Below are 16,343 nucleotides of genomic sequence, written 5' to 3'. Positions count from 1 at the left end.
CGACACCTCATCGCCGACCTTGAACACCTGCTCGACATCCAGTGCCGAAAAGCTCCAGAAGCTCTCGGCCCATGCGTCGTAGGTGTTCAGGCAGTGTGTGAAGTCGTTGAGAACCGCATTGACGTCGCGCGTCTTCGGGTCCATCGCCGCCACGACGAAAAAGCCAATGGCGGGAATCAAGAGGCAGCCCCACTGGGCAGAGCAGTAATCGAAAAAGACATCGGCGTTCCCTCGCGCTGTGTAATCAGGCGAGGGACTTTGCAGCGGTTCTCAAACCGGGGGAGTAGAGGTTATCTGGCCGTTCGGTAGGACGTTTCGTTAAACCTCCGGCAAGGTCGAACCGCCATCCACCACCAAGGTCTGCCCGGTGATATAGCCCGCCAGGTCCGACGCCAGAAACAGCATCGCCCCGGCAATATCCGCCGGCGCACCCAGCCGTCCCAGCGGCACCCGGCTGGCGATCTGTGCGTTCACCTGGTCATCCCCCAGATTGCCCATGGCCGGCGTGGCGATCATGCCGGGCTCCACGCCATTGACCCGCACATTCAGCCCGGCCAGTTCCAGCGCGGCATTGCGGATGAACCCGTTGACCCCGGCCTTCGACGCTGCATAGTGACTCAACCCTGGAAATGCGACCCTCGGCCCGGTGACTGAAGACGTGACCAACACGCAGCCTCGGCCATGGCGACGAAACATCGGCAGCGCCGCCTGGGTCAGCCAGAACAACGCCGACAAATTGACCGCCAACGTGCGCTCGAGCATCGCCGGGGTGATATCGGCAAACGGCGTCAGCGGAAAATACCCAGCGTTATGCACCAGAATATCCAGCCGGCCCCAGCGTTGTTCCACCCCTTCAACCAGCCTGAATACCGCAGCGGCGTCCGCCAGATCCACCGTCACTGCTTCCACCAGGCAGCCGCGCCCGCACAACTCAAGCGCCAGCGCTTCGGCCAGTTGCAGGTCGGCGATCATCACTCGCGCACCTCGCAGGGCAAACGCCTCGACGATGGCCCGCCCAATGCCCTGGGCGCCCCCCGTTACCACTACGCTGCGGCCAGTGAAATCCAGGTCTTCATCCATGACCCACCTCCATATGCGCATACGCCAGCGTGGGCACATCGACGATGCTCGAACCCCCATCCGCCACCAGCGTCGCCCCGGTAATGATCGACGCCTCACTGGACGCCAAAAAACGGCACACCCTGGCGATTTCCTCGGCGCTGGCCGGGCGGCGCAACGGTACGTCGGCGCACACCCGGTCATAGGCGTGTTGCAGCGTCTCGCCATGAAAGTCCATCAGCGGACGCATCTCCTCATCCGCCATCGGTGTGCGCACCCAGCCCGGGCACACCGCGTTCACCCGCACGCCACGCGGGCCGTAATCCCGAGCCAGTGAGCGGTTGAGGCCAAGCAACGCATGCTTGGCCGTGGTGTAGCCGCACACTTCAGGCCCGGCGGCCAGGGAGGCAATCGACCCCATCAGCACAATATTCCCGGCGCTCTCCAGCAGCAGCGGCAAACACGCCCGGGCACTGTAGAAGGCGCTGTCGAGGTTACTGCGCATTGCCGCTTCCCAGGTCTGCGGGCTGGTGTCGGTGGCGCTGCCAACCCCATGCCCGCCTGCACAGGCCAGCAGCACGTCGATCCGCCCATAGCGCTGGCGAATCTGTGCGACGAACCCTTCCCACGTTTGCGGGCAGGCCGCATCCCCCACCAGCACAAGGCCGCCAGTTTCCCGGGCAACCTGCTCCAGCGGTTCGCGACGACGGCCGATCAGTACCAACTGTGCACCGTCGGCGGCGTACAGCCGGGCGCAGGCGGCGCCGATGCCGGTGCCGGCACCGGTGATCACAAGGGTGCGCGGCTCAGTCATCAGGATGCTCCGTGCGGTTGAGCACCTGGCAGTAGGAGCTGATGGGAAAGTTCGACAGGGCATCGAAGGAGGCGTCGGCATAGCCAAAGATCTTGCCGTCGCTGCGGTGCTGCTGCAGGTCGATCAGCACCAGGCCGAGGGTGGGGATGATTTTTTCGCGCCACACGAACAGGTACAGCTGGTCGGCGATCTTGTAGTAGTCGCAGCGGTCGGTGTCGCACAGGCCTTGCTCTACGCCCTTGAGGCACTGCCAGGCGTAGAACTGGTGATTGAGGTAGATGTGCTCGTAGACCTCGCTCGGGCTGTAGCGGTACTGGTTGCGCAGGCCGGTCAGTTCGGTGGTGCGGGCGTGTGGGCATTGGCCGGCCTGCCAGGGGCGGTCGAGGCTGCCGTGGAGGAACTCCACTTCCACCGAGGTCAGCGGCTTGCCGGCGAGGGCGCGGCTGTAGAGGCCTTCGCGGGTCTGTTCCTGGGTGGGCATGCGCCCGAGCACGGCGGTGAATGAGGCGCTGGCGGTGTCGAGCACCAGGCTCACCGACCAGGCTTGCGCACCGTCGCGCTTGATGAAATCCACCAGGTACAGGCCCGGGCGCACCGAGGTTGCGCGGTAGCTTGCGCTGCCGCTGGAGTGGCCGTCGGCGGCGACCCAGGCCAGGCTGTCGCGCTCGAAACGGTGCTCGATCTGCCAGCCATTGGCGAAGTACAGCGTGAAGGTTTTGCCGCTCAGGTCTGCCAGGTTCGGCAGGATGAAGGCCTCGGGGGCGAAGCCGTCGGCCAGGGCGCCCACGGTGATCCAGTCAGAAGGGGTGGTCATTGCGATGCTCCGGTTGGGTGGATGAACACCACGGATCATCGCGCCCGGGAGCAGGCCCGACCATCAACCGGATGGTTGAGGCCGGCTACAGGAACAGGCTGCCCACCAGCTCGGTACGGCTGCTGACACCGGTCTTGCGAAACAGGTTGATCAGGTGGGTCTTGATGGTGGGCAGGCCGACGTCCAGCTCCTGGGCCAGCTGTTTGTTGCTGGCGCCCTGGCGCAACAACAGGGCGATCTGGCGTTCCTTGGGCGTCAACCCGGCCAGCGCCTCTTCGGAGGGCTGCATGTTGGCGACGGCCAGTTGCAGCAAGGTTTGCAGGGCATTCAACTGGGCCAGTTGCTCGCCGGTAAAGGCGCCTTGATCGGCGGTGCGCAGCAACGAAATGGCGGCCTGGGGCTGGCCGCCACGCTGGGCGAGGATCTCCACCACATCCACCACGCCGTAGCGCCGCAGAAAATCTCCATACCGTCGGGTATCCCGCGCCGGCTGGCGGGCCATGGCAAGGCCCAGCGGCACCACGGCCAGGCCACTGGACAGGCAGTTGCGCGGTTGAAGGGGATCGAACTGGCGGTAGTTGTCGAGGTAGTCGCGGTGCATCTCGCCGCTCATGCCGTGCAACTGGAAATCCCGGGCTTGCAGCTGCCGGTCGACGCAATAGAACGCGGCCTGGCTGACCGGAATCAAGCGGGTAAAAGCCTGCAGGCACTGGCCGGCGACTTCGTGGGCGGGGAGGGTGTGCATGGGGGCACCTGCGCCAAAGGGCTGCCGACGGGGGCCGGCAGCCGGGGCTATCACACCACGGCGAAGTAGTGTTTGACGAAACTTTCGCTGACCACTTCCCACAGTACCGGGGTGCCCTTGGTCACGAACCAGCTGTCACCGGCCTTGTAGCGGGTGCTCTGGCCGGTGGACTCGTCGGTGAGTACCACCTCGCCGGTGACCACGGTGGCCTGTTCGGCGAACGGATAGACCATGCGGAACTTGCCCTGGGTGGTGCCGAAATAGGCGCTGCTGACCGCGTCGGTCGGGGCGCCGAAGGTCATTTTGCCGAAGGCCCGGACTTCGCCTTCGAGGATGGTTGAACCGAGGTCGGCGACGGTGCCCCAGGCGTCGAGTTCGGATAGCTGGATGTCTTTCTTGAGGGTAACGAGGGTCATGGCAGTTGCTCCTGATGAGAAAAAATAGGCGGCAATGTGGGCGCTGGCGTCCTGGATGAACGCGGCGCCCTTAGGTTTTTCGCGAGCAAGCTCGCTCCTACAGGTGTCAGGTGTTGGGTTTTAGCGGCGGCCGTTCCAGTAACCGGAGAGCTGGTGCCAGGACTTGCCGGCGGTGAGCAGCAGCGGGCGGATCGCGTCTTTGCCGAGGATGGTCGGGCGATGGATCGAGCTGACCAGGTCATACCGCGCCGAGCCTTCGCTCATGCCCTCGGCCAGCACCTTGCAGATGATGTGGCTCGGGGTCACGCCGAAGCCTGAATAGCCCTGCACATAGAACGCGTTGCTGCGCCCGGGCAGGGTGCCGATCTGCGGGAACAGGTTCGGGCTGCAAGCCATCGGGCCGCCCCAGGCCAGGTCGATCTTCACGTCCTTGAGGTACGGGAAAATCTTCAGCATCAGGTTGCGGTTCCAGGCTTTCAGATCGCCGGGAATGTGCTCCACCAAAGGCGTGGCGGCACCGAACAGCAGGCGGTTTTCGTTGGTGACGCGGTAGTAGTCGATCACCGGGCGGATGTCGCTGTAAGCCCCGCGAATCGGGCTGATGCGCTTGATCAGCTCTTCAGACAATGGCTCGGTCATCATCTGGAACGCATAGGTGTTGATGGTCGATCGGTGCAGTTCCGGTTCCAGCTTGTTGAGGAAGCTGTCGCAGGCCCACAGCAGTTTGCTGGCCTTGACCGAACCGCGGCCGGTGCGCACGGTGATGCGTTCGCCATAGCTGACTTCCAGCGCCGGGCTGTTCTCGAAAATCCGCACACCGTGGCCGGCCAGGGCCTTGGCTTCGCCCAGCAGCAGGTTCAACGAGTGCACATGCCCGCCGCCCATGTGCAGCAGGGCGCTGCTGTAGGCGTCGGAGCCGATGATCTGCTTCACATCGGAGCCGCCGAGGAAGCGGATCTCGTGTTGGGTGTTGATGGATTTGAAGTCCTTTTCCCAGGCGCGCAGGGTCTTTTCCTGGCGGGCGTTGAAGCCCATGTAGCCGTAGCCGTGGCAGAAGTCGGCATCGATGTCGTACTTGGCGATGCGGTTCTTGATGATGTCGGCGCCCAGGTCGCTGATCTCGAAGATCTGGCGCAGGCCGTCTTCACCCACGTCCTTCTTGATCTTCTCCAGGTCGTGGCCGATGCCGGCCATGATCTGCCCACCGTTGCGCCCGGTGCCGCCAAACCCCAGGTACCGCGCTTCCAGCACGACGATGTTGGTGATGCCTTTTTCGGCGAGTTCCAGGGCGGTGTTGATCCCGGAAAACCCGCCGCCGATGATCATCACGTCGGCTTCCACGTCCTGTTCCAGGGTGGGGAAGCTGAGGTTGTATTTCTTGGTCGCCGTGTAATAGGTAGGCGTTTCGATATTGATCATTGCGCTGCCTGACAGTGAAGAGCTAATGAGTGTATTAAGGCCGTTGGCGCGCTGGATGTCTTGATTCTGTGTGCCGGGCTTTTTGATCCTGCGCGCCAGAGCCTTCGCCTGCCTCACAAGTTATAGCGTGAGGCGCGGAGGAGAGTGGTAGAGTTTCGTTAAAACATTAACTAAATCTATCGTGACCCTGAGCCTATGTTGAAACCCAGACAATCCCTGACCTTGACCCTGTTGCAGGCCCGTGAAGCGGCCATGAGTTTTTTCCGGCCTTCGTTGAATGAGCACGGGCTGACCGAACAGCAATGGCGGGTTATCCGAATTCTCAGCCAGCATGACGAGCTGGAGATTTACCAACTGGCGGAACTGGCGTGCATTCTCAAGCCGAGCATGACCGGCGTGCTGGTGCGCATGGAAGCGGCGGGGATGGTGCACCGGCGCAAGGCCGAGCAGGATCAGCGGCGGGTGCTGGTGACGCTGGCGGAGAAGGGCAAGGCGAGTTTCGAGTCGATGAGCCAGTGCATGGAAGAGAATTACCAGCGCTTGCAGGGGCAGTTCGGGGAGGAGAAGTTGCAGGTGTTGTTGGGGTTGTTGGATGAGTTGAAAACCATCAAACGCTGAAACACCGCTTCAGATACATCGCGTAGCAGCTGTCGAGCCCCAGCGAGGCTGCGTCTGCGGTGTACCTGACACACCGCAGACGCAGCCTCGCTGGGGCTCGACAGCTGCTACGGAGGAAGTCAGTACACGCCGCCGGTAATGGCCGGTGCTGCGGTGTCTTTGAACTTCGCAGCCAACCCCTGCAACCCGCGCATCAACACCGTCGTATCCACCCCGACCGCCACAAACGCCGCCCCCAGCTCGATATACCGCCGCGCCAGCTTTTCGTCCGCACTCAAGATCCCCGCCGCCTTGCCGGCTTTTTGAATCCGCACAATCGCGTCCTCAATCGCCGCCTGCACCTGCGGATGCCCGGGATTGCCCCGATGCCCCATGGCCGCACTCAAATCCGCCGGCCCGATAAACACCCCGTCCACCCCTTCAACCGCCGCAATCGCGTCGAGGTTCTCCAGGCCTTCGCGGTTCTCGATCTGCACCAGCAGGCACATCTGCGCATCGGCCTCATCCAGATAACCGGGAATGCTGTTCCAGCGCGACGCTCGCGCCAGCGCACTGCCCACGCCACGTACGCCAAGGGGCGGATAACGCATCGCCCGCACCAGCTGCCGGGCCTGATCAGCCGTCTCCACCATCGGCACCAACAGCGTCTGCACGCCGATATCCAGCACCTGCTTGATCAACGCGGTATCGCCGATTACCGGGCGAATCACCGGCTGGCTGTCGTACGGCGCAACCGCCTGCAACTGGCCAAGCATGCCGCGCAGGTCGTTGGGCGCGTGCTCGCCGTCGATCAGCAGCCAGTCGAACCCGGCATTCGCGGCCAGTTCGGCGCAGTAGGCATCGGCCAGGCCGAGCCACAGGCCAATCTGGGTTTCGCCCTGTTGCAGGCGCTGCTTGAAGCGGTTGATGGGCATGTCCATGAAACAGTCCTCCAGGGTCAGACAAAGCGGCAGGAGATGGAGCCCAGCATGTCGTAGTCGACATGGAAGGTGTCACCCGGATTCGCCGCCACCGGGCGGGTGAAGGAGCCGCCGAGGATGATCTGGCCAGGTTGCAGGGTGACGTCGTACGGCGCCAGCTTGTTCGCCAGCCAGGCCACGCCCTTGGCCGGGTGGTTGAGCACGGCGGCCGACACCCCGGATTCCTCGATCACGCCGTTGCGGTACAAAACCGCCGGCACCTTGCGCAGGTCGATCTCGGTAGGGCGCACGGCGCGGCCGCCCATGACGACACCAGCGTTGGCGGCGTTGTCGGAGATGGTGTCGAACACCTTGCGTGTGGCGTTGGTGTGGGGGTCCACCTGCTGGATGCGGGCGTCGATGATTTCCAGCGCCGGGATCACCCATTCGGTGGCGTCCAGCACATCGAAAATCGTGCAGTTCGGGCCTTTGAGCGGCTTGCCGAGGATGAACGCCAGTTCCACTTCCACCCGGGGCACGATGAAGCGCTCGAACGGGATGTCGGTGCCTTCGTCGAAGAACATGTCATCGAGCAGGGCGCCATAATCCGGCTCGGTGATGTTCGACGACACCTGCATCGCCCGGGAGGTAAGGCCGATCTTGTGCCCGACCAGCTTGCGCCCGTCCTTGATTTTCTGGGCCACCCAGGCGCGCTGGATGGCATAGGCGTCTTCGATGGTGATGTTCGGGTGCTCCAGGGAAAACTGGCGCACCTGTTCACGGGAACGCTCGGCCTGGTCGAGGCGGGCGGCGGCTTGCTGGATTTGGGCTTGATCAAGCATGACAAAATCTCTACTGGGGATTGACGATGGCCGCATGGGTGCGCAGCACCAGCAGGCCGCCGAGGGCGATAAGCAGCGCCAGCACGTACAGGGCCAGGCTCGCGCTATGGGTGGTGTCGCGCATCCAGCCGATCAGGTACGGCGCGAGGAACGACGCGATGCTGCCGAACGAGCTGATCAGCGCGATGCCGGCCGCCTGGGTGCTGTTGGACAGGAACGCCGGCGGCAGTTGCCAGAACATCGGCAGCGCGGCGCTGGCGCCCATGCCGGCCAGGATCAGGCCGCCCAGCACCAGGGTCGGGTTGGTGGGCGAGAGCCCGGCCACCGCAATACCGATGGCCGACATCAGCAACGGCACGCACAGGTGCCAGCGGCGTTCGCGGTTGCGGTCGGATGAGCGTCCGCAGCCGATCATGAAGAAGCACCCGGCCAGGTACGGCACGGCGCTCAGCAGGCCCACCTGGCTGTCGCGGCCGATGCCGGCGCCGTGGATCAGGGTGGGCATCCAGAACGCCAGGGTGTTTACCGCCAGCATCACCGCGAAGTACACCGCCACCAGCAGCCACACCTGCGGGTCACGCAGGATGCCGCCGAAGGAGGTGATGGATTTGCGCTGTTCTTCAGTGCTCAGTTGCTCGCGCAGTTGCTGCTTTTGCGCGGGCGCCAGCCACTTCACGGTTTCGAAGCTGTCGGGCAGGTATTTCAGGACGACCAAACCGAGCAGTACTACCGGCGCGCCTTCGATCAGGAACATCCACTGCCAGCCTCGCAGCCCGCCGAAATCATGGAAGTTCTCCAGGATGGCCCCGGACAACGGGCCGCCGACCACACCGGCCATCGGCACCGCAATCGCAAACAGCGCGGTGACCTGGGCCCGGCGTCGGGCCGGGTACCAGCGGTTGAGAAACACCAGGATCCCCGGGAAGAACCCGGCCTCGGCCACCCCCAGCAAAAAGCGCAGCACGTAGAAACCGGTGGAGCTTTCGATCCACAGCATGCTGGTGGACAGCACGCCCCATACCACCATCAGGCAGGCGATCCAGCGCCGTGGGCCGACCCGGTCCAGGGCCATGTTGCTCGGCACGCCGAACAGCGCGTAGGCGATGAAAAACAGGCCGGCCCCGAGGCCGTACACCGTGTCGCTGAAGTGCAGGTCGGTACTCATCTGCATCTTGGCGAAGCCGATGTTGATCCGGTCCAGGTGGGCAAACAGGTAGCAGATCAGCAACAACGGCATCAGTCGCCAGGTGACGATGCTGTGGGTGCGCTGATGTTCGATCAGGGTGGTGCTGTCGGCGGTATTGGCTGTGCTCATGATGTTGTTCTTTTTGGTTTGAGTGCCATGGGCGGAAAGCGGGCTGTGCTCAGCCCGCCTGGTTCTTCAGGAATGCGTGCACGTTGTTCTGCTTGAAATTCAGCTCGGGGTGCAGCTCGATCATCTCGAACGACAACGCCAGCAGCCGCTGGGATTGCAGCTCGGCGAAGTGCTCGGTGATGACCTTGAACAGGGCTTCGGCGACGGTCTTGCGGGTTCCCAGGTCCCGCCCGTGGCCGACCTTGAGGGTCATGTGGACAAAGGCGTAGTCATGCTTGCCGTCGGCCATGCGCCAGGTGTCCAGGCGCACCCCGCGACTGCGAATGCCCCCCAGGGGAAACACGCCGCTGTCGCCCAGCACGGCGTGAACCCGTTCGAACAGGGCCGGCAGGTTGGCCTGCTGTTCGAGGTTGTCGGTGTATTCGGCGATGAAGTGCGGCATGTGTGTCTCCTTTAGCTTGAGGCGCTGTTGATTCCTGTGGGAGCTGGCTTGCCTGCGATGGCATCAACTTGGTGAGACAGATACACCGAGGTGCCTGCATCGCAGGCAAGCCAGCTCCCACATTGATCCTCGCCAAGGCTCATAATGGGAAAATGGCATTGATCTGCCCGGTGCCCGAGCTGCCGAACGGCGGGGTGATGATCTCGGCCGGCTGGTTGTAGTCCGGCCCGCCCAGCAGCCCCAGGAGCATCGCGGTGTCGTGCATCTTGCCCTCGCCGAAGCAGTGCTCGGCGTAGTCCGGGAGCATCGCGCAGAACTCCTTGAAGCGGCCTTGCTTCCACATTTCCACCACGTGCAGGTCCATCTGCTTGTCGAATTCACGGGTCCAGTTGTGGATATTGGCTTCGGCTTCGCGGTCGTCCGAGAAGCGGTGGGAGAGGGAACCCGAGGCCAGCACCAGCACCTTGCGGTCGCTCTTCTCGATGGCCCGGCGCACGGCGGCGCCAAACGCGAAGCTGTCTTCCAGGCGGTGCCAGGCGCACCACGCGGCAATCGAGATCACGTCGAATTTTTGCTCGTCCGGTACGCCCATGTGCATGTAGCGCATCGGTACCAGGGTGCCGTATTCCAGCTCCAGGCTCGGGATGTTGTGGGCCATGGTGCGCACGCCGGCCAGGTTGGCCTCGGCGGCGATCAACTCGCCCAGCTCCGGGCAGCCCGGGTACTCGTACTCCATGTTCTTGATGAAGTGCGGCAGTTCGTTGCTGGTGTAGGTGCCCTTGAAATGCTCGCCGCAGTTGACGTGATACCCGCTGTTGACCAGCCAGTGCACGTCGAACACCACGGCGGTGTCGGCCCCCAGTTCACGGGCGCGCCGCCCGATTTCCTTGTGCCCGGCGATGGCGGCCTCGCGGCAACCGTGGTGCTTGCCGGGCAGTTCCGACAGGTACATCGAGGGAACGTGGCAGATCTTTGCTGCCAGGACGACTTCGCCCATGATGATTCTCCTGAATAATTGTTTTTGTCTTGGAAGCGTGTTGTCAAAGATCAAATGGGGGAGCTCACACACCCCAGCGCGGGATGTGGTGACTGCCCATGGAAATGCACACGTTCTTGATCTCGGCGAACACTTCGAAGCTGTACTGGCCGCCTTCACGGCCGGTGCCGGAACCTTTTACCCCACCGAACGGCTGGCGCAAGTCCCGCACGTTCTGGCTGTTGATGAACACCATGCCGGCTTCGATGCCGTAGGCCAGACGATGCGCCTTGCCGATGTCCTGGGTCCAGATATACGACGCCAGGCCGTACTCAGTATCGTTGGCCAGTTGCAGCGCCTCGGCTTCGTCCTTGAACGGGATCAGGCACACCACCGGGCCGAAGATCTCTTCCTGGGCGATGCGCATCTTGTTGTTCACATCGGCGAACACCGTCGGCTGGATAAACTGCCCGCGGCTCAAGTGCGCCGGCAGGTTGGCCGGGCGTTCCAGGCCGCCGGTCAGCAGGGTGGCGCCTTCTTCCAGGCCAATCTTGATGTAGCCGGTGACCTTGTCATAGTGGGCCTGGGTGATCATCGAGCCGACCTGGGTTTTCGGGTCTTGCGGGTCGCCGACGATCAGGCGCTTGGCGCGGGCCGCGAACTCGGCGACGAACTGCGGATAGACGCTCTCCTGGATGAAGATCCGGCTGCCGGCGGTGCAGCGTTCACCGTTCAGCGAGAAGATGGTGAACAACGCCGCGTCGAGGGCGCGGTCCAGGTCGGCATCTTCAAAAATCAGCACCGGCGACTTGCCGCCCAGTTCCATCGAATACTTTTTCAGGCCGGCGGTCTGCATGATTTTCTTGCCGGTGGCGGTGCCGCCGGTGAAGGAAATCGCCCGCACGTCGGGGTGGCGCACCAGTGCGTCACCGGCCGTGGCGCCGTAGCCCTGGATCACGTTCAGAACGCCCTTGGGAATGCCGGCCTCGACCGCCAGGCGCCCCAGTTCATTGGCGGTCAGCGGCGACAGCTCAGACATTTTCAACACGGCGGTATTGCCCAGCGCCAGGCACGGCGCGGTCTTCCAGGTGGCGGTCATGAACGGCACGTTCCACGGCGACACTAACGCGCACACACCCACCGGCTGGTACAGGGTGTAGTTGAGCATCTGATCGTCCACCGGGTAGCTGTGGCCGTCCATGCGGGTGCAGACTTCGGCGAAGAAATCGAAGTTGTGGGACGCCCGGGGAATCAACACGTTTTTGGTCTGGTGGATCGGCAGGCCGGTGTCGAGGGTTTCCAGTTCGGCCAGGTGCGGCACGTTCTGTTCGATCAGCTCGCCGAGCTTGCGCATCAGGCGGGCACGTTCCTTGGCCGGTGTTCCGGCCCATTTCGGAAAGGCTTCCTTGGCCGCCGCTACCGCCTGCGCCACTTCCTCGGCGCCGCCGCTGGCGACTTCACCGATGGCTTCGCCGGTGGCCGGGTTGTAGTTGATGAAGGTGTCTTTGCTTTCGACCTCACGGCCGTTGATCCAGTGTTTGATCATGTTGCTCAAGCCTCTTTGCGGGCGGCGAAAAAGTCCGCCTCGCTGACAATTCGATTTACCAGGCGACCAACGCCTTCCACTTCAACGACCACTTCATCCCCCGGCACCACATCGGCCAGGCCCTCGGGCGTGCCGGTGGCGATCATGTCGCCGGGTTGCAGGGTCATGAAGCTGGACAGGTATTCGATCAGGTACGGGATGTCGAAAATCATGTCTTTCGTGCTGCCTTCCTGGCGCAGTTCACCGTTGATCCAGGTGCGCAGCTTCAGGTTGCTCGGGTCGGGCACGTCGGCGACATCCACGATCCACGGGCCTACGGGCGTGGTGGCGTCGCGGTTTTTCACCCGCAGGTTGGGGCGGTAGTAGTTTTCCAGGTAGTCGCGGATCGCGTAGTCGTTGCACACCGTGTAGCCGGCCAGATACTCCAGGGCGTTCTCGCGCTTGACGTTGCGCGCCGGCTTGCCGATGACCGCCACCAACTCGCACTCGTAGTGCATGTAGGCGACGTTGTCCGGGCGCCAGGTCACCTGGTTGTGGCCGGTGTAGGTGCCGGGGGACTTGATGAACGCCAGTGGTTCGGTGGGCGGCTTGAAGGCCAGTTCGGCGGCGTGGTCGGCGTAGTTCAGGCCGAGGGCGAACATGCTGCCGCTGGCCGGTGGCAGCCACTCCACCTGGTCTTCGGCCAGCAGGCGGCCGTCGGCCAGGCGCACGGCATTTTCAGCCTCGACCAGAACCTGGTGGGCTTCACCTTCAAAGCGAATACGGGCGTGTTTCATGACAGCTCCTCTGCCTTGATGTGGTTGACCAGGCGGCCCAGGCCGCTGATCTCGACTTCCACCGTGTCGCCGGGTTGCACATCCACCCGGCCTTCGGGCGTGCCGGTGATCAGCACATCGCCTTCGTGCAGGGTCATGAACTCGCTGATCTCGGCGATCAACTGCGGCAGGCTACGCACGAAATTGGCGGTGGAGTTTTGCTGGCGCAGTTCACCGTTGACGAACAGCTTCACGCTCAGTTGGTGCGGGTTGGCAACCTGGTCACGGGCCACCAGTTCCGGGCCCAATGCGCAGAAGCCGTCCCGGCACTTGGCTTTCACCGCCGGGCGGTAGTAGCTGTCTTCCGGCAGGCTGAACTCGTTGACGATGGTGTAGCCCGCCACATGTTCCAGGGCGTTTTCGACGCTGACCCGGCTGGCGGTCTTGCCAATCACCACGCCGAGGGCCGGGCCCGGTTGCAGGCGTTCACCCTGGGGGTGCAGCACCGCACCGTCGTGGCCATTGCGGGTGTTGGGCGTCTTGATGAACAGCACCGGCTTCACCGGTGGCTTCTGGTAAGGCGCTTGTTCGAATTCGGCGAGACGTTGGTTCAGCAACCCCTGGTAGTTCAGCGCAACGCCGAACAGGGTGCCGTTCGCAACATCATGCAGGGCACGGCTCATGCTTTTCTCCTGGCAGTGGCGGGGCAGATTCGGACCTGCTCCGTGGAATATTCGTTAACCTGTTAACGTTATAATTAAGATGTTAACTATCGTCAAGCGTGGCAATATTTCAGGGCAGTCAAAACAACAAAGAGAATCCAGTGATGAGCGATCGTCAGCCGATCCCCAACATCAACATCGGGCAGGTCTACGACCAGCGTTACAGCGATGCCGAGGTGCACTACGACAGGCTCGGCAACCTGGCGGGGTTTTTTGGTCGCAACATGCCGGTGCACCGCCACGACCGGTTTTTCCAGGTGCATTACGTCAAGACGGGCGCAGTGCGGGTCTATCTGGATGACCAGCAGTACCTCGAATCCGGGCCGATGTTTTTCCTCACACCGCCGACGGTGGCGCATTCCTTCGTCACCGAAGCCGACGCCGACGGCCATGTGCTGACGGTGCGCCAGCAACTGGTGTGGGCGTTGATCGACGCCGACCCGAGCCTGGCGCCCGGCGCGCAATTGCCGGCGGCCTGTGTGGCGCTGGCGCGACTGGCGCCGGAGTTTCATCCCGAGGTGCGCCGCCTGGAATTCCTCTTCGACGAGTTGTGCAGCGAAATCAACGCCCAGGCCAGCGGACGCGGCTCGGCCCTGGACAGCCTGACGCGCCTGATCATGATCAGCCTGCTCAGGCTCTGCGCCAATTCCCTGGAAGCCCGCCCGGCGCGGCACGAAGACCTGCGGATCTTCCACCGCTTCAACGAACTGATCGAAGACCACTACCTGCAACACTGGCCGCTGTCGCGCTACGCCGACGGTGTGGGCGTCACCGAAGCGCGGCTCAACGAGGTATGCCGACGCATCGCCGACCTGCCGTCCAAGCGCCTGATCCTCGAACGGCTGATGCAGGAAGCCCGGCGTCTGCTGCTGTTCACCGGCAGTTCGGCGAATGAAATCTGCTACCAGCTGGGGTTCAAGGACCCGGCGTATTTCAGCCGGTTCTTCCAGCGTTATGCGCAGATGACGCCGGGGGAGTACCGCCAGCGTCAATCGGGTTTGCGTTGAGGCGCCCGGCGTTACCACAGGGCCACGGTGTAGCCGATGATCACCCGGCTTTCGTCGATGTCGCTGGTCAGGCCGTTGCTTGAGCGCAGGGTGGCGTTACGCAGCCGCACGTTGACGTTCTTCAGCGGGCCGCTTTGTACGGTGTAGACCAGGTCGGTGTCGCGCTCCCATTCCCGGCCGTTGCGCACGGTGGCGGTTTGCGCGTGGCTGCCGTCGACGTAGCGGGTCATGAAGGTCAGGCCCGGCAGGCCGAGGGCGGCGAAGTTGTAGTCGTAGCGCGCCTGCCAGGCATCGGTGTTGGCCTTGGTGAAGATATTGATGGTCACCAGGTTGACCGAGTACGGGTCCTGGCCCGGGAAGGCAAAGTCGCCGTCACCGGAAAGGTTCTGGAAGCCCAGGCCGAATTTGTGCGCGCCCACCGACAGGCTGAACATGCCGTTGAAGAAGCGGTTGTCGATCCGCCCGCCGTCCACCCGGGCAGGGCTGCGCAGCAGGGTGCTGCCTTGCTCGCGGGTGTCGAAGTAGCGCAGGTCGGTGCGCAGGTTCACGCCTTCGGCCAGCGGCAGGTCATGCACCAGGCCGATAAAGTTCTGGCGGTAGATGTCCTGCATCTGGGCGTAGTAATAGGTCGCGGCCAGGTGCGGATTGATCGCGTAGGTGCCGCCGGCCAGGTCCAGGTGGCTGCTGTTGACGCCGCCGTAGCTCATGGACTCGTTGTTGGAGGAGTCCCGCAGGTTTTGTTTTTCCAGGCGGCCGACGTTCAAGGTCAGGCCGTCGATGTCCTGGGAAGTCACCAGCTCGCCGTTGTAGGTCGACGGCAGCAAGCGGGTGTCGTTGTAGGCGGCCACCGGCAATATCGGTTGCAGGGTGCCGAGCTTGAGCACGGTTTTCGACAGGCGCAATTTGGCGGTCAGGCCGAGTTCGCTGTAGCTGTCGGCCGGCTCGCCGCTGGCGCCGGATGGCAACAGCCCAGTGCCCCGGCGGTCGCGGCTGGAGTCGAGCTTCAGGCCCATTTCACCCAGGGCGTCCACGCCAAAACCCACCACGCCTTCGGTGTAGCCCGACTCCAGGCGCAGCACAAAACCTTGCGCCCATTCGTCCGCCTTGTTCTGCGGCGCGTTGGCCTGGCGAAAGTCGCGGTTCATGTAGAAGTTGCGCAGGTCCAGGCTGGCTTTGCTGTCCTGGATAAAGTCGGCGTGGGCGACCAGAGGGGTAAACGCGGCGCACAGGCCAGCGCTTGCCGCCGTGCGAAAGAGGCACGAATGCATGAGGGGCGTTCCTTTTGTTGTTTTTGTTGGTAGAGCCCGCCACCGGGGCAGGGGCGGGCATATTGTTAACATGTTATCTTTAAACTGAATAGCCGGATTCAGAGGTTTTTGCTAATTCATTTCGAAATTAACGATTTGCCGCGTGCCTTGGGTTGCGCACCCGGGGCACCGACTCTAAGCTTCGACGCTTCGACCTCTACTGCGCGTGAACCATGCCCACCCCCAGACCGTCCCTTACGCTCACCTTGCTCCAGGCCCGCGAAGCGACCATGGCGTTCTTCCGGCCTTTGCTCAATGAACATGACCTGACCGAACAGCAGTGGCGGGTGATCCGCATCCTGCGCCAGCAAGGTGAACTGGAAAGCCACCAACTGGCGCACCTGGCGTGCATCCTCAAGCCAAGCATGACCGGCGTATTGGGGCGGCTGGAGCGTGACGGCATCGTGCGCCGGCGCAAATCCGCCGAAAACCAGCGCCGGGTGTTCGTCGCCCTGACCGAACAGGGGCAGCAGTGTTTTGTCGACATGAGCGCCGGGATGGAAAGCAACTACCTGAAGATTCAGGAGCAGTTCGGCGAGGAATCCCTGGAGCAATTGATGGAGCTGCTGCAAAAGCTGAAAGGCATCAAACCGTAATTTCAAAAAATATTGGCTGAAGCCTGTCCCCTTTTTTCACCTGGCTGGTCA

At 63.0% G+C, this 16,343-nt stretch carries 19 protein-coding genes; 3 read left to right on the top strand and 16 right to left on the bottom strand.

Annotated elements, in window-relative coordinates; translation table 11 throughout:
- The 7 genes from V3W39_RS29215 to V3W39_RS29185 form a co-directional block, all read right to left on the bottom strand.
- A partial coding sequence (locus V3W39_RS29215) for a hypothetical protein (RefSeq protein ID WP_330213857.1) occupies positions 1 to 180 on the bottom strand: 180 nt, incomplete at its 3' end.
- A gap of 138 nt (positions 181 to 318) precedes the next feature.
- Positions 319 to 1,080, bottom strand: coding sequence for an SDR family oxidoreductase (locus V3W39_RS29210; protein ID WP_330213856.1), 762 nt, complete (start codon positions 1,078 to 1,080; stop codon positions 319 to 321).
- The gene (locus V3W39_RS29205) at positions 1,073 to 1,873 is read right to left on the bottom strand and encodes an SDR family NAD(P)-dependent oxidoreductase (protein WP_177122062.1); all 801 of its coding nucleotides are present in this window, start codon (positions 1,871 to 1,873) and stop codon (positions 1,073 to 1,075) included. Before V3W39_RS29205 ends, V3W39_RS29210 begins: the two co-directional genes overlap by 8 nt.
- A complete protein-coding gene (locus V3W39_RS29200) occupies positions 1,866 to 2,687 on the bottom strand; it encodes a molybdenum cofactor biosynthesis F family protein (protein WP_177047989.1) in 822 nt (273 codons plus the stop codon). Before V3W39_RS29200 ends, V3W39_RS29205 begins: the two co-directional genes overlap by 8 nt.
- Positions 2,688 to 2,772: 85 nt before the next feature.
- On the bottom strand, positions 2,773 to 3,432 hold the full coding sequence (locus tag V3W39_RS29195; RefSeq protein WP_177079390.1) for a helix-turn-helix transcriptional regulator: 660 nt from the start codon (positions 3,430 to 3,432) through the stop codon (positions 2,773 to 2,775).
- A gap of 50 nt (positions 3,433 to 3,482) precedes the next feature.
- Positions 3,483 to 3,848 carry a cupin domain-containing protein gene (locus V3W39_RS29190; RefSeq protein ID WP_201122884.1) on the bottom strand — a complete coding sequence of 122 codons (366 nt, stop codon included), beginning with the start codon at positions 3,846 to 3,848 and terminating at the stop codon, positions 3,483 to 3,485.
- A 120-nt stretch (positions 3,849 to 3,968) separates the two neighbouring features.
- Complete coding sequence (locus tag V3W39_RS29185) at positions 3,969 to 5,267, bottom strand: NAD(P)/FAD-dependent oxidoreductase (protein ID WP_330213855.1); 1,299 nt, start codon at positions 5,265 to 5,267, stop codon at positions 3,969 to 3,971.
- Between the two features lie 195 nt (positions 5,268 to 5,462).
- On the opposite strand from V3W39_RS29185, the gene hpaR (V3W39_RS29180) reads away from it, so the two are divergent.
- Positions 5,463 to 5,885 carry a homoprotocatechuate degradation operon regulator HpaR gene (gene hpaR / locus V3W39_RS29180; protein WP_010175444.1) on the top strand — a complete coding sequence of 141 codons (423 nt, stop codon included), beginning with the start codon at positions 5,463 to 5,465 and terminating at the stop codon, positions 5,883 to 5,885.
- Between the two features lie 119 nt (positions 5,886 to 6,004).
- Here hpaR (V3W39_RS29180) and hpaI read toward each other — a convergent pair whose 3' ends face one another.
- The 8 genes from hpaI to V3W39_RS29140 form a co-directional block, all read right to left on the bottom strand.
- On the bottom strand, positions 6,005 to 6,805 hold the full coding sequence (gene hpaI / locus V3W39_RS29175) for a 4-hydroxy-2-oxoheptanedioate aldolase (protein ID WP_330213854.1): 801 nt from the start codon (positions 6,803 to 6,805) through the stop codon (positions 6,005 to 6,007).
- 17 nt (positions 6,806 to 6,822) lie between these two features.
- Positions 6,823 to 7,626, bottom strand: a complete 804-nt coding sequence (gene hpaH / locus V3W39_RS29170; protein WP_330213853.1) for a 2-oxo-hept-4-ene-1,7-dioate hydratase — start codon at positions 7,624 to 7,626, stop codon at positions 6,823 to 6,825.
- 10 nt (positions 7,627 to 7,636) lie between these two features.
- The gene (locus V3W39_RS29165; protein ID WP_177047977.1) at positions 7,637 to 8,941 is read right to left on the bottom strand and encodes an MFS transporter; all 1,305 of its coding nucleotides are present in this window, start codon (positions 8,939 to 8,941) and stop codon (positions 7,637 to 7,639) included.
- A 49-nt stretch (positions 8,942 to 8,990) separates the two neighbouring features.
- A complete protein-coding gene (locus V3W39_RS29160; RefSeq protein WP_330213852.1) occupies positions 8,991 to 9,383 on the bottom strand; it encodes a 5-carboxymethyl-2-hydroxymuconate isomerase in 393 nt (130 codons plus the stop codon).
- Positions 9,384 to 9,522: 139 nt separating this feature from the next.
- On the bottom strand, positions 9,523 to 10,380 hold the full coding sequence (gene hpaD, locus V3W39_RS29155) for a 3,4-dihydroxyphenylacetate 2,3-dioxygenase (RefSeq protein WP_122513623.1): 858 nt from the start codon (positions 10,378 to 10,380) through the stop codon (positions 9,523 to 9,525).
- Positions 10,381 to 10,444: 64 nt separating this feature from the next.
- Positions 10,445 to 11,905, bottom strand: coding sequence for a 5-carboxymethyl-2-hydroxymuconate semialdehyde dehydrogenase (hpaE, locus tag V3W39_RS29150; protein WP_330213851.1), 1,461 nt, complete (start codon positions 11,903 to 11,905; stop codon positions 10,445 to 10,447).
- Positions 11,906 to 11,910: 5 nt separating this feature from the next.
- Complete coding sequence (locus V3W39_RS29145; protein WP_177079385.1) at positions 11,911 to 12,681, bottom strand: fumarylacetoacetate hydrolase family protein; 771 nt, start codon at positions 12,679 to 12,681, stop codon at positions 11,911 to 11,913.
- Positions 12,678 to 13,343 (bottom strand): fumarylacetoacetate hydrolase family protein, encoded by a 666-nt coding sequence (locus V3W39_RS29140; protein WP_259198465.1) that lies wholly within the window; start codon positions 13,341 to 13,343, stop codon positions 12,678 to 12,680. The genes V3W39_RS29145 and V3W39_RS29140 overlap by 4 nt, the downstream gene beginning before the upstream one ends.
- Positions 13,344 to 13,486: 143 nt before the next feature.
- Here V3W39_RS29140 and hpaA point away from each other — a divergent pair, with 143 nt between their 5' ends.
- Complete coding sequence (gene hpaA / locus V3W39_RS29135) at positions 13,487 to 14,389, top strand: 4-hydroxyphenylacetate catabolism regulatory protein HpaA (RefSeq protein WP_177047956.1); 903 nt, start codon at positions 13,487 to 13,489, stop codon at positions 14,387 to 14,389.
- Positions 14,390 to 14,400: 11 nt separating this feature from the next.
- On the opposite strand, the gene V3W39_RS29130 is transcribed toward hpaA, so the two are convergent.
- Entirely contained in the window at positions 14,401 to 15,657 is a 1,257-nt protein-coding gene (locus tag V3W39_RS29130; protein WP_330213850.1) for an OprD family porin, read from the bottom strand.
- A gap of 212 nt (positions 15,658 to 15,869) precedes the next feature.
- Between V3W39_RS29130 and hpaR (V3W39_RS29125) the strand changes: the two genes are divergently transcribed.
- A complete protein-coding gene (gene hpaR, locus V3W39_RS29125) occupies positions 15,870 to 16,292 on the top strand; it encodes a homoprotocatechuate degradation operon regulator HpaR (RefSeq protein ID WP_330213849.1) in 423 nt (140 codons plus the stop codon).
- The last annotated feature ends 51 nt before the right edge of the window (positions 16,293 to 16,343 follow it).

Source organism: Pseudomonas sp. Z18(2022) (assembly GCF_036346535.1).
GTDB classification, from domain to species: domain Bacteria; phylum Pseudomonadota; class Gammaproteobacteria; order Pseudomonadales; family Pseudomonadaceae; genus Aquipseudomonas; species Aquipseudomonas yamanorum_A.
The sequence above is the reverse complement of the archived record's forward strand: the minus strand, read 5'-3'. Positions and strand labels throughout refer to the sequence as shown.